Below are 12,797 nucleotides of genomic sequence, written 5' to 3'. Positions count from 1 at the left end.
TTCTCATTGCACGAGGCTCACCTTGCTGCTGGTGCTACTACCTGAGGCGGCGATGCATTCCGACGCGGCCGCGGTGCCGCCCGATAGCGTAATGCGCGAGCCGATCATCTGCAGGCACTTGGTCGTGTCGGTCTTCGATCCCAGCACGCTCGAGCCGCCATTCATGATGATCGGGCCGTAGGGAAAGTAGAAAGCGCCTGATATCTGGGCGTTGGAGCCGCCTTCGGCGAAAGTCGCGCCGCCGGTATTCGTGGTCGCAGTCGGACCGATCACCGCGAGTTTCGCCGTTGCTCCCGTTTGCGGCGCGCTGAGCACGATGTTGCTGTAGCCGGCGGCCACACAGAAGACATAGCCGTTGCAGCTTCCCGAACTGGATTTGGCCTTGCCGGACAGCACCAGCGTCACATTGGCGCCGCTGACACTGATCGTGCTGCCGTTGCAATTGGCGCTGCCGCCGCCATTGCCGCCAAGCGCGAAATAGCCGTCCACGGTGTAGACGCCGGCACCGAGCAGGATGGCGCCCGAGCCGATGAAGTTGCCGGCGATGTCATGCTGCGCCGCGACCGGCACCACAAAGCAGCTGCCACCGCCGCCGCCATTCACATTGCCGACGACCTGAAAGACGCTGCTGGCGCCTGTTGCATCGGCCATGATCGTCTGCGAGCCGCCGCCGAGCGTGATGGCGTCACCATTGCTGCCGGGACCGATCTTGTAGGAATTGGTCGTACCCGAGCCGAAGGTCAGTGTTGAGCCACCAGTGTTGGTGTAGCCGCCGGGGAGCTCGAAAATGCTCGGCCCGCCAAAGGTCAAGACGGAGGTGTTGCAGATGCTGACCTGTCCCGAACCGTTGCAGGCGGTGTCGCTGCGGCCGACCTTGAAGGTGCCCGCCCCAAACGTCGTGGTGGCGCCGCCTCCGGTGGTCAAACCCTTGGCGAGGTTGAAAGCGCCGGCGCCGAAGGTGGTGGTTCCGCCGGTGGTCACCTGCTTGCCGAAATTATAGGTGCCGGCACTGAAAGTGGTGGTTCCCGCTGTGGTGAGGGTCTTGGCGAAATTGTAGGTGCCTGGCCCGAAATTGGTGGTGGCGCTGGTGGTGAAATCACCGGCGAAATTGTAGGTGGTCGTTGCCGCGCCATTCAGCGCGAAATTCAGGTTGATGCCGCCACCGATAGTGACGTTCCCCAAATTGACGGTCGTCTTGCTACCGCAACTGAAGGTCCATGTCGGCTGCGACCAGGCCGCCGTGCAGCCAGCGGCTATGGCTGCATTCGTTGTCGCGGTCTGGTCCCATGCGAAATCAATGCTGGTGCCGGTCGTGTTGGTCGGAGCCGATGGGGCGGTGGTCGCCGACAGCGCGGCCACGGCTGAAAAGCGCGCCACGGCCGCCGTGACAGCTGCATTGCCGGCCAGCGGATCGGGGGTCGACTTCTTGGTGATGACCGCTGCCGCCCCGCCTGGGCCGGTAATGCCGCCGCAAGGTTGGCTTGGAGCGGCCGCGGAATTGTAATTGACGCCGATCGCCGAAATGCTGGTGCCGCAAGGCACAGTCACTGTGTTGTTGGAAGAGACGGTGCATTTCGGCGCCGAGATCGAGGTGCCGCCGCTCAGCGTCACGCCGGTCTGCGTGCCGTCAAGCGCCAGCATGCATCCCGGCGTCTGCGGCTGCGCACCAACCTCGGCCACCGAATTGGCGTAGATCTGCAATTGCTGGCGATCATTGAGGACACGTGCCAGGAACAGCGTCCTGTAGGTGTTGATCGACACCGAAACGGCGTTGACACCGGACGTTCTCGGCGAGGCAACCAGGCTGACCTGGATATTGGTGGCGGGAACGCCGTTGAGCACCGCCACGCCGACGGCGGTGGCTGTCATCTGGTCGGTGGACTTGTTGGCATTGTAGGCAAGCGCGCCTGCATAGGCTGACAGGTCGGCTACACGCTGATTATCGGCCCGCTCGACGAGCGCTGCGCCATATTCGGTCACCAGGGCGGCCATGCCGATCAACACCGGCATTATCAGCGCCGAGATGATCAGCACGTTGCCGTCGCGGTTCCGCAAAAATCGCCGGAAAAATTGCATCGATTGGTACCCGACACGCCACACGCAGGATCAACCTGGCCGTGCTCTCACCCTTTAGTAATCGCAAATATGTTAAAAAATATTGTCCGACAAATTTGCTTTGCGTTGCCAGAATGTAATCGAAGTTGCTGATTTTGCTAGGAAACTGGTCGCGAAAGAAGCAGCGTCACGAATGCGAGCATAAGGGGCGACGTGATGGCGCGGATCAAGGGCGCCTCAGGAATATGAGGTGAGGAGGAAGTCTCCGGATCACTCCCGGGACCCGAACAACGAAAAAGGGCGGCATCGCTGCCGCCCTTTCCGTATGCATAAGCCAGGTTGGCTGGATTAGAAATCCATGCCGCCCATGCCGCCCATGCCGCCGCCACCCATGCCGCCAGGCATGCCGCCGCCAGCCGAGTCCTTCTTCGGAGCTTCGGCAATCATGGCTTCGGTGGTGACGAGCAGGCCGGCGACCGAGGCCGCGTCCTGGAGAGCCGTACGGACAACCTTGACCGGATCGACGATACCCATGGCGATCATGTCGCCATATTCGCCGGTCTGGGCGTTGTAGCCGAAGGTCGCGCCCTTGTTCTCAAGGATCTTGCCGGCAACGATCGAAGCTTCCGCACCGGCGTTCGAGGCGATCTGGCGGGCCGGAGCCTGCAGAGCACGACGCACGATGTTGATGCCAGCAGCCTGGTCGGCATTGGCGCCGGTGGCCTTGATGTTGGCCGAAGCGCGCAAGAGAGCAACGCCGCCGCCTGCAACGATGCCTTCTTCCACGGCCGCGCGGGTCGCGTTCAGCGCATCGTCAACGCGGTCCTTCTTTTCCTTGACTTCGACTTCCGTCGCACCGCCGACGCGGATCACCGCAACGCCGCCCGCCAGCTTGGCGAGACGTTCCTGCAGCTTCTCCTTGTCGTAGTCCGACGTGGTCTCTTCGATCTGCTGCTTGATCTGGGCAACGCGGCCCTGGATCTCGGCCTTCTTGCCGGCGCCGTCGACAATGGTGGTGTTCTCCTTGGAGATCGACACCTTCTTGGCGCGGCCGAGCATGTTGAGGCCGACATTCTCGAGCTTGATGCCGAGGTCTTCCGAGATGACCTGGCCACCGGTGAGGATGGCGATGTCTTCCAGCATGGCCTTGCGGCGATCACCGAAGCCCGGAGCCTTGACGGCGGCGATCTTCAGGCCACCACGCAGCTTGTTGACGACCAGCGTGGCCAGAGCCTCGCCTTCGACGTCTTCCGAGATGATGAGCAGCGGCTTGGAGGTCTGCACGACGGCTTCGAGAACCGGCAGCATGGCCTGGAGGTTGGAGAGCTTCTTCTCGTGGAGGAGGATGTAGACGTCCTCGAGCTCGGCAACCATCTTGTCGGCGTTGGTGACGAAGTAGGGCGAGAGGTAGCCGCGGTCGAACTGCATGCCTTCGACGACTTCGAGTTCGGTCTCGGCGGTCTTGGCTTCCTCGACGGTGATGACGCCTTCGTTGCCGACCTTCTGCATCGCTTCCGCGATCATCTTGCCGACCAACTCGTCGCCATTGGCCGAAATGGTGCCGACCTGGGCAACTTCCTCGGAGGTCTTGATCTTCTTGGCAGCCTTGCCGAGAGCCGCGACGACTTCGGTGACGGCCAGATCGATGCCGCGCTTCAGGTCCATCGGGTTCATGCCGGCGGCAACCGCCTTGTGGCCTTCCTGGACGATCGACTGCGCCAGAACGGTCGCGGTCGTGGTGCCGTCGCCGGCAATGTCGTTGGTCTTCGAAGCAACTTCGCGGACCATCTGCGCGCCCATGTTCTCGAACTTGTCTTCAAGCTCGATTTCCTTGGCGACGGTGACGCCGTCCTTGGTGATGCGCGGGGCGCCGAACGACTTGTCGATGACGACGTTGCGGCCCTTGGGGCCGAGCGTCACCTTCACCGCGTCGGCGAGGATGTTGACGCCGCGCAGCATGCGCTCGCGGGCATCACGGGAGAATTTTACGTCTTTGGCAGCCATTTTTTAGCTCCTGGCAAGGGCTTGGGGTAAGCCCGGAATTCAGTTGACGGTTAGGCCGATAATCAGCCGATGATGCCCATGATGTCGGATTCCTTCATGATCAGAAGGTCTTCGCCATTGAGCTTGACTTCGGTGCCCGACCACTTGCCGAACAGGATGCGGTCGCCAGCCTTGACGTCCAGCGGGACCAGCTTGCCAGCTTCGTCACGAGCGCCGGAGCCGACGGCGATGATCTCGCCTTCCTGCGGCTTTTCCTTTGCCGTATCCGGGATGATGATCCCGCCGGCGGTCTTGGATTCGGATTCGACCCGGCGAACGACCACGCGGTCATGAAGCGGGCGGAATTTCGACTTTGCCATTTTTTCTTCCTCGATGAGAACGGTGAGAAACAGTTCCTCCATCCGGCGGCGCCGGATATGAGTTAGCACTCACCAAAGGCGAGTGCTAACGTCGCGCTGAAATAGGCGCGGGGCTTTCGAGAGTCAAGGCGCGTGGCAAGGGGCGATCGCAGGAAATTTTTCTCGTGCTGCCGTGCGGTTCAGAAATTCTGGGTTGCGCGCGTCCCAGCTCGAAACACGGTCCTGCTATCTTCAGTGCCTTGCTTCAGCGTCTTGGCGACCCAAGCACGAGCAGCGGGCACCGCTCGGCAAGTCCATAGCTTCCGGTTGGAGCGATGCGGACATCGCCAAAGAAGGCTTCCGCCTCGCTCACCAGTCTGGTCGCCGGCGCGAAGCTGTAGATGGCCGGCGAGTTCCGATAGACATCGATGGTGCCGATGGTTCGCAGGTCCCAGCCCGTGCGAGCCGAAAGCACTTCGCGGTCCGGAAACAATGCGTCGAACCTTTCCGCGATCGTCCTGACCGGAACGGCATGGTCGGGCTTATCGCCCGTCGTGGTCATGGCGACGCGCCATTTGAGTTCGTGGAAGGTCGAGACACCGCCCGACAGTGCAAGCGCCGGCACCGCCGCCGGATCGTCCGGTGTTTCGGGACCGGCAAAGAGACGCAGTCCCGCTCGGCCGTCGGTGCGCAGTACGCCGGCGATCGCCGCAAACAGCGCCCGGCGCGCGGTTGAAAGGCCGAGCGCCGACAGGCAGCCGTCGCCGATCACCGCATCGACGCTTGCGTCCGACACCGGCAAGTCGAGCCAGTCGCCCTTGATTGCCTTTCGCAACGCGGTGTCGCCTGGCCAGATACCGGCGATCATGTCAGAGGATTCGTCGATGGCCGTCATCGTCGTCCCAAGCCCGGCGAGTTCCGGCGTCACGCCGAGCAGAATGATGTGCGCCTTCGAAAGGTCTAGCTCACGCTCATAGGCCTCAACCGCTTCCGCCGGCGGCCGCAACGGTGGCCCTAGCAATTGCCAGTGCTGTCGAATGGCATTCCAATGGTCGGTCATCCACGCCCCCAAGCCGGCATTGTATTGGCAGGCATAATCGAGGACGCTAATGAAGCCAAGCTCGGAGGGCGCATGACACGCATCGCGGTTATTACGCATGAGTTCGACAGGTTCGAACGCCGGCGCGGCCCGCTATTTCGCCGCGGCAGTCCTTACATGCTTTTCGATCTGCTGGAGGAACTGAAGCGACGCGGTCATTCCGTCCGCATAATCCCCGGAACGTCGGCAAAGCCAGAGGCCGACATCGCGGTGCTGCACGTCGATGCGACCGTGACGCCACCCGAATATGTCGAGTACGCTCGCGCTTTTCCCTTCTGCCTGAATATCGGGGCTGCAGACATCTCCAAGCGACGCGTCAGTGGCGCCGTGATCGGCAAGGATGACGGCTGGCTAGGGCCGGTCATCGTCAAGAGCAATCTCAACAATCTCGGGATGCGGGAGCAGGCGCTCAACCGGCGATCGCTGCGTGCCGGAAAGCCGAAGCCGTTTCCCGCTGTCGAGCCTATCGAGGGCTATCGCGTCTACGCATCCCTTTCGGATGTTGCGCCGGCAGTCTTCGACCGCGGCGCTCTCGTCGTCGAAAAATTCATTCCGGAGCCGGAGTCGGACGGCTTTGGCGCCCGCTTCTGGATATTCTGTGGCGAGCGCGAGCGCTGCACTCGCCATGTCTCGCCGCAGAGCCTCGTCAAGGGCGACGACACGATCCGCCGTGAGCCGGTACCTGTTCCCGAGGAGCTTCGCGCGCTGAGGCGCCAGCTTGGCTTTGACTACGGAAAGTTCGATTTCGTCATGCATGAGGGCAGGGCGGTGCTGCTGGATGCCAACAAAACGCCCGGTGGCGCTCGTAGTCTTTCTGCGTTTCTGGCTGCCGGCAATGCCAATCTTGCCGACGGCTTCGAAGGCCTTATCCGCCAGGTCGCATAGCGGGCGTTTCGATGCTCACGCCACCGACACCTCTCATTCGGGCAGCTTGACCACCAGGGTTACAAAAACAGCCGCAACTGAGTGTGGATGATCGACCGGTAATCCTCGATGGTCCGGCGGCTTTCGGCCTCACCCTCCGCAAGCGCCAGCCGCACGACGCCGCCGGCGAGCTGGAAGATCAGCAGAACCATGCGTTCGAACTGCTCCCGCTTCTGCGGCTCGAGCAAGGCGATGACATGGTCGCAGAACATCTTGGCCTGATGGCGGGTTTCGGCGATGTCGAGATTCTTGAGCGCCTTGTCGGCCTGGATGGCGTTCTGCAGATCCTGGATGGCTGGATCGCCGGCGACGCGGCTGTGGTAGTCGTCAAGCAGCCGGTCGGCAGCGGCGATGACGTCCCTGGCTTCGCGGACATCGGCGATGATCGCTGTCAATCGCGCGCGGCTGACCTCCGAAAACCGCTCATAGAGCATCGCCAGGATCGCCGACTTGTTGGGGAAGTAGTGATAGACGGTGGCAATCGGCCCACCTGCCAGCATGCCGACCTCCTTCATGGTGACGGCATCGATGCCCTTCTCGCCGATCAGCCGCATCGTCGTCGACAGGATCGCGTCGATCCGCTCGCGGCTGCGCTCCTGCTTGGGTCTGCGCCTCGGCTCAGTCGCTGTTCGCCTTGCTTCCGTCATGCACCGGTCTTTCGCGCGAGTTGCCAAATTCTGGTTGACAAAAAATATGATCAAGTATCAGTTTCTAAAATGCTGACAGGTTGTCAGCTTTTTCGGCGCACGGCAAGGGACGTTGGGAGGCGGCTTTGGCATCTGGTGACGCGCATACCGGAAGCGGCGATTGGCTGGTCGGCAATCCGACCGGTGGCCAGCTTGCCTCCGCCCTATGGATCGGTTCGGTTGGCCTGCTCATTCTGGGACTCCAGCCCGTCTTGCTCGGCGCTCTCTACGCCGAGGGCCATGTCAGCGGCGATCAACTGGCGCTGGTCGCCACCGCTGAGATGATCGCGATTGCGATCGGTTCGGCGATTGTTGCGATCCTGCTCTCGGCCCACAACATGCGCTGGAAAAGTGGGATCCTCCTGCTGTTGCTGGCGCTGGCGAATGTCTGGACGGCCTATGCCACCGGCGCAAATACGCTGATGGCGGCGCGCGCTTTGGCCGGCCTTGCCGAAGGCGGCCTTGTCGCTGTCGCCACGGAACTCATCGCCCGTTCGCGCCGCGCCGAACGCATCGGCGGCTATTTCGTCACCATGCAGACGCTGGCGCAATGCGCGCTGGCGCTGCTGCTGGCGCTCTATGTCATCCCTGCGGCCGGTTCGGCTGGCGGCTTCCTCGTTCTCGCGGTCGTCTGCGTGGCGTCGCTGGCGGTCGCGCTCATTGTCCCCGCTGACTACGCCGATCTGCCCAAGGAAGAGAATCTGGCCAATGTGCTGACGGTTCCGTCGATCACGGCACTGTTGTGCGTCTTCTGCTACTTCATGTTCTTTGGCTCGGTCTGGGCGTTTCTGGAGCCGCTTGGCGTCCAATTCGGCATCGATAGCCGCACCATCGGCCTGATCGTCTCGGCCAGCCTCGCGGTGCAGGTGCTGGGCGCGATGACGGCGACCGTGTTCGAGGCGCGGATCGACTATCGCCTGGCCATCGCAGTGATTGGCATCGTCGCGCTTGTCGCCGCGCTCATTCTTGCCAGCGGTCCTGGCCTCACCACATTCTGGGTCGCCGCCCTGGTCATGGGCTTTATTCTCCTGTTCATCGTGCCCTATCAGATACGGCTGGCGATCACGGCCGATGACACACGCACGGCCGTGCTGCTGGTGCCGGCCGCGCAGCTCTTCGGCCTGGCGATCGGGCCTGTCGCGGCGTCGCTGCTCATCGACGGCAAGGATTTTCGCCCGGTGCCGGAGTTCGCCGCCGCCAGTGCCTTGGCCAGCGTGCTGCTGCTCGGTCTTTTTGCCTTCGTGGCGCGGCGTCTCCGGGGTTTCGCGTGAGCACCATGCCGAACATTTGGAGCAACTGGTCCGGCTATGTCACAGCTCAACCTCGGCTGATCGCCAGCCCTGCCGATGCGGGCGAGCTCGGCGATCTCGTGCGAACGGCACCCGGCCCGATCCGCGTCGTCGGCGCCGGCCATTCCTTCACCCCGCTAGTGAAATCCGAAGGTACGATCGTTTCCCTGGAAAAGCTCGAGGGGCTGGTGTCGCATGACGCGCAAAAGCATCAGGCACGCGTGCGGGCAGGGACGCGGCTTGGTCCGCTGATGCACATCCTGCAAGGCATCGGACAGGGCCTGCCCAACATGGGCGATATCGACCGCCAGGCGATTGGCGGCGCGCTGGGAACCGCTACCCATGGCTCGGGACCCACGCTCGGCGCCTATCATACGCAACTGGAGACGGTGCAGATCGTCGATGGGCTCGGCAAGGTCCGCGACTTCACCAGGGCAGGGGATCAGGACACGATCCACGCCATCGGCGTCGCGCTCGGTGCCTTCGGCGTCTTGAGCGAAGTGACGCTCAACAACATCCCGACCTATCGGCTGCGGCGCCGCAAATGGGTGCTGCCGATCGCCGACATGCTGCGCGACTTCGAAAAGATGATAACCGCGCATCGCTCGGCCGAGTTCTACTACATTCCATTCTCCGGCTATGCGCAGTTCATCACCAGTGACTTCAGTGATGCGGCGACCACCACGCGCCCGACCGACGATGATGAGGGCTCCTTGCGCACATTGCGCCGGTTGCGCACTGGGCTTGCCTGGCTGCCATCGCTTCGCCGCCGGCTGATACTGGGTGCCGTCGCCAAAGTGCCGTCCGAGGATTACGTGCAGGACTGGCTCAACGTCTATGCCAGCGACCGGCAGACCAAATTCAACGAGATGGAATATCACCTTCCGTTCGAGGAAGGACCAAAGGTACTGGCCGAGATCATCGAGCTGACAGAGAAGCGCTTTCCGGAAGTTTATTTCCCGATGGAGGTGCGAAGCGTCGCACCCGATCAATTCTGGCTCTCGCCCTTCTACAACAGGCCGACCTGTTCGATCGCCATCCATCACGACGCGGCCAGTGATCCATTACCGTTCATGCAGGCGGCTGAGCCGATCTTCCGCAGATATGGCGGCAGGCCGCATTGGGGCAAGATGCACAGCCTGAAGGCGGCGGACTTCAAGAAGCTCTATCCGCGCTGGGACGATGCCATGGCGGTGCGCCGCGACATCGATCCGCAAAACCGCTTCATATCGCCCTATATGGCCGGGTTGTTCGGCATCGGACCCAGTCCTTTTGGCATCGAACAATGAGTGCGTATTTCACCACGCTTTCGGATGCACTGAAGCAAGCCGGCATCTTCCAACCCTGCCTGCTGCTCGACCTCGATCGCCTGGATGGCAATATTGACCTGGTGAAGCAGAAGCTTGACCCCGGCCTTGCCGTGCGGCTGGTCGACAAGTCGCTCGCTTGCCTGCCGCTGCTTGCGCATATCGGCAAGGCGCTTGCGACCGATCGCTTCATGACTTTCCATCCGCCGATCAGCGCGGCGGTGCTGACAACGTTTAGGGATGCGGATCTCCTTTACGGCAAACCGATGCCGGCCGGGGCGGCAAGGGCGGTGCTCTCGAGGGGCGATATGGCCTGGTCGCGTGTCTGCTGGCTGATCGATACGCAGGAGCGGCTGGCGGAATACGGCGCGCTGGCAGCCGAACTCGGCATTGAACTGCGCATCGTCTTCGAGATCGATGTCGGGCTGCATCGCGGCGGCTTCGCCGAACCGGAGGCTTTGTCACAGGCGCTGAGGGTGCTGCCGACCCACAAGGGGCTGCACTGCGAAGGCGTCATGGCCTATGAGGCGCATGCACCGCACATTCCCAGCCTGTTCGGTGGGCCGGCCAAGGCATTGGCGCAAGCCTCGGACCGGGCCGCCGCTTTCGTGGCGCGCCTCGGCGTGGACCAGCGCCATATCTTGAACATTGGCGGCAGCAAGACCGCGCTGCTTCACCATGGCGGCGCTGCCAATGAAGTGTCGATGGGTTCGGCCTTCGTGCTGCCCAGCGATTTCGACACGCCAGGACTCGAAGGTTTCCAGCCGGCCGCCTTCATCGCGACGCCGATCCTGAAAGTGGTCGAGCCGATGTTGCCGGGCCCGCCTGCGGTTACCCGCCTGCTGCAAGCGCTCGGCCGGTTTCCACGCAAAGGCTGCTACCTCTATGGCGGCAAATGGATGGCCGAACCCGTTTTTCCCGAGGGCATGAAGACGAACGGCCTGCTTGGTCTCTCGTCCAACCAGCAATTCATGGGCCTGCCTGCCGATAGCATGGCGAGGCCAGGCGACTACGCGTTCCTGCGGCCGACGCAGAGCGAGGCGGTGCTGCAGCAGTTTGGGCCGATCGCGGTGCTTTCCGGTGGCAGGATTGTCGATCGCTGGCCGGTTTTGCCGATGATGTGATTGTGCCGGGGAAATTCGAATAGTTGACTGCGTCAAGTAAATGGTTGATCCTGTTCGGGCAGGAGATACCCATGACGATTCACCATCAGCCCAACAAAGCGCCCAACAAGCAGCTGATCGATGCCGTGCGGGCCTTCAACCGCTTCTACACCCGCCAAATCGGGCTGCTCGACGAAGGGTTGCTGAAAAGCGCCTTCTCGCTGACCGAGGCGCGCGTGCTCTACGAGCTGGCGCACCGTGACGGGTTGACCGCGACCGATCTCGGTCGCGATCTCGGCCTCGATGCCGGCTATGTCAGCCGCTTGCTGAAGAAGTTCGAGCGTCTTCACCTCATCTCCAGGTCGACGCTGGTTTCGGATGCCAGGCAATCTGCGATTGCGCTGACGTCGGCTGGCAAAAGCGCCTTCGCGCCGCTCAACAAGGGCTCACACGACCAGGTTGCGGCGCTGCTCGATCGGCTGCCTGCGCCGGAGCAGGACCGGTTGGTCAAGTCCATGCGGACGGTCCAGGCCCTGCTGGGCGAAAGCGCCGAGCCGAAAATCCCTTATCTGTTGCGGCCGCTGCAGGTCGGTGACATCGGCTGGATCACCCGCCGGCAAGGGATGCTCTACGCGCAGGACTATGGCTGGGACGAGACCTATGAGGCGCTGGTCGCCGAAATCCTCGCGGCGTTCGTCAAGTCCTTCGACCCGAAATGGGAGCGCGGCTGGATCGCCGAGCGCGATGGCGATGTCGTCGGCTCCGTCTTCGTCGTGCGCAAGTCGGAGCAGGTAGCGAAGCTGCGCCTGCTCTATGTCGAACCGTCGGCACGCGGCCTCGGCATCGGCAAGCGGCTGGTCGAGGAATGCATCGGCTTTGCCCGCGCCAGGGGCTACAGGACGCTGACCTTGTGGACCAACGACATCCTGACCGCCGCCCGGCACATCTACCAGGTGGCCGGCTTCAAACTGACCGAGGAAGAGCCGCACCACTCCTTCGGCAAGGAGCTGGTTGGCCAGACCTGGGATCTGGAGCTGTAGCGGCGCCTCATGATTTGACCGGTATCCAGATCTCCAGCCCGCCCTTGCCGCTGCGCGGGTCGAACTCCGCGCCATAGCGTTCGAATTCGGGCGCGTCCGCTATTTCGTGCCCGGAGGCCGGCAGCCATTTGTTCCAGATCGTGTTGACGGTGCGGCGGATGGTCGAGATGTGCTCGCGATGCGAAAACACCGCATATTTCTGGGCGGGTATGCGCACACGGCTGAATTCCCTGGGAAAGTCGGAAAAGTCCGACACCTCGACACCGGCGATGTAGTCGAAATTGCCAGCATCGTCGCCATTGACGCAGACCCCATAGGCAACGTCGCCGGTATCGCCCGGAATGTTGCCGATATAGGGGCCGAAGCGTTGCCATTGCATCGGAATGGCGGCGCTGGTCTCGCAACTGTAGCGCTCGCCGAGCCCCGCGATCAGGAACGGCCGGCTGGTCTCGAAGCGCGGTGGTTCGAGGTTGGTGAGAAAAGACTGGTCCATCAGGATCGGCTCCACGAGGTCGAGGCTCTTGGTCGAGCCTTGCGCGCGCACCAGCTCTGGCGTGGTGCCGAACTGGTCGCGGAAGGCCCGGGTGAAAGCCTCATGCGAGTTGTAGCCGGCATCGAGCGCCACCGAGAGGATGTCGGGTGCACCGTTAGCCAGCTTGCGCGCCGCCTCGGTCAGCCGGCGTGCGCGCATGTAGCCCATGACAGAGCGGCCGGTGGCGGCACCGAAGGCGCGCGTCACGTGAAAGCGTGACACACCGCTACTCTGGGCGACGTCGTCGAGTGTAACAGCCTCCGGCAGATGGCTCTCGACGAACCACAGTGCTTTCTCGGTCGGGTTCATGGGCTCCTCGCACTGGCCGGACCATCTTGCCGTTTCCGCGCGTGGCAGTTTGATCGAAATTGCGCAGCGCGCAAATATTGGCGGGCGATGCCATCGAAGCGATTGCGCAAA

General features: G+C 62.6%; 11 protein-coding genes. 5 read left to right on the top strand and 6 right to left on the bottom strand.

Annotated features, from left to right (window positions below; translation table 11 throughout):
* Positions 1–3: 3 nt before the first annotated feature.
* The 4 genes from ACZYHG_RS27245 to ACZYHG_RS27230 all read right to left on the bottom strand — a co-directional run bounded on the left by ACZYHG_RS27245 (position 4) and on the right by ACZYHG_RS27230 (position 5,457).
* Entirely contained in the window at positions 4–2,055 is a 2,052-nt protein-coding gene (locus ACZYHG_RS27245) for a pilus assembly protein TadG-related protein (protein ID WP_464611199.1), read from the bottom strand.
* 348 nt (positions 2,056–2,403) lie between these two features.
* Positions 2,404–4,059: a chaperonin GroEL gene (gene groL / locus ACZYHG_RS27240; protein ID WP_464611198.1), complete on the bottom strand. Its 1,656-nt coding sequence runs from the start codon at positions 4,057–4,059 to the stop codon at positions 2,404–2,406.
* Between the two features lie 62 nt (positions 4,060–4,121).
* Positions 4,122–4,418, bottom strand: coding sequence for a co-chaperone GroES (groES, locus tag ACZYHG_RS27235; protein ID WP_006203049.1), 297 nt, complete (start codon positions 4,416–4,418; stop codon positions 4,122–4,124).
* Between the two features lie 244 nt (positions 4,419–4,662).
* Positions 4,663–5,457, bottom strand: coding sequence for a class I SAM-dependent methyltransferase (locus ACZYHG_RS27230; protein WP_464611197.1), 795 nt, complete (start codon positions 5,455–5,457; stop codon positions 4,663–4,665).
* 72 nt (positions 5,458–5,529) lie between these two features.
* Here ACZYHG_RS27230 and ACZYHG_RS27225 point away from each other — a divergent pair, with 72 nt between their 5' ends.
* Positions 5,530–6,381: a hypothetical protein gene (locus ACZYHG_RS27225; RefSeq protein WP_464611196.1), complete on the top strand. Its 852-nt coding sequence runs from the start codon at positions 5,530–5,532 to the stop codon at positions 6,379–6,381.
* A gap of 59 nt (positions 6,382–6,440) precedes the next feature.
* Here ACZYHG_RS27225 and ACZYHG_RS27220 read toward each other — a convergent pair whose 3' ends face one another.
* Entirely contained in the window at positions 6,441–7,067 is a 627-nt protein-coding gene (locus ACZYHG_RS27220) for a TetR/AcrR family transcriptional regulator (protein WP_464611195.1), read from the bottom strand.
* A gap of 125 nt (positions 7,068–7,192) precedes the next feature.
* Between ACZYHG_RS27220 and ACZYHG_RS27215 the strand changes: the two genes are divergently transcribed.
* The 4 genes from ACZYHG_RS27215 to ACZYHG_RS27200 all read left to right on the top strand — a co-directional run bounded on the left by ACZYHG_RS27215 (position 7,193) and on the right by ACZYHG_RS27200 (position 11,845).
* On the top strand, positions 7,193–8,377 hold the full coding sequence (locus tag ACZYHG_RS27215) for an MFS transporter (protein ID WP_464611194.1): 1,185 nt from the start codon (positions 7,193–7,195) through the stop codon (positions 8,375–8,377).
* Positions 8,378–8,382: 5 nt separating this feature from the next.
* A complete protein-coding gene (locus tag ACZYHG_RS27210; protein WP_464614802.1) occupies positions 8,383–9,684 on the top strand; it encodes a D-arabinono-1,4-lactone oxidase in 1,302 nt (433 codons plus the stop codon).
* Complete coding sequence (locus ACZYHG_RS27205; protein WP_464611193.1) at positions 9,681–10,826, top strand: alanine racemase; 1,146 nt, start codon at positions 9,681–9,683, stop codon at positions 10,824–10,826. The genes ACZYHG_RS27210 and ACZYHG_RS27205 overlap by 4 nt, the downstream gene beginning before the upstream one ends.
* A 71-nt stretch (positions 10,827–10,897) precedes the next feature.
* Positions 10,898–11,845 carry a bifunctional helix-turn-helix transcriptional regulator/GNAT family N-acetyltransferase gene (locus tag ACZYHG_RS27200; protein ID WP_464611192.1) on the top strand — a complete coding sequence of 316 codons (948 nt, stop codon included), beginning with the start codon at positions 10,898–10,900 and terminating at the stop codon, positions 11,843–11,845.
* A 7-nt stretch (positions 11,846–11,852) separates the two neighbouring features.
* Here ACZYHG_RS27200 and ACZYHG_RS27195 read toward each other — a convergent pair whose 3' ends face one another.
* Complete coding sequence (locus ACZYHG_RS27195) at positions 11,853–12,686, bottom strand: AraC family transcriptional regulator (protein ID WP_464611191.1); 834 nt, start codon at positions 12,684–12,686, stop codon at positions 11,853–11,855.
* Positions 12,687–12,797 lie beyond the last annotated feature (111 nt).

The organism is Mesorhizobium subarcticum (genome assembly GCF_055456085.1).
Note: the sequence above shows the minus strand (reverse complement) of the source record. Positions and strands in the feature narration are given on the sequence as shown.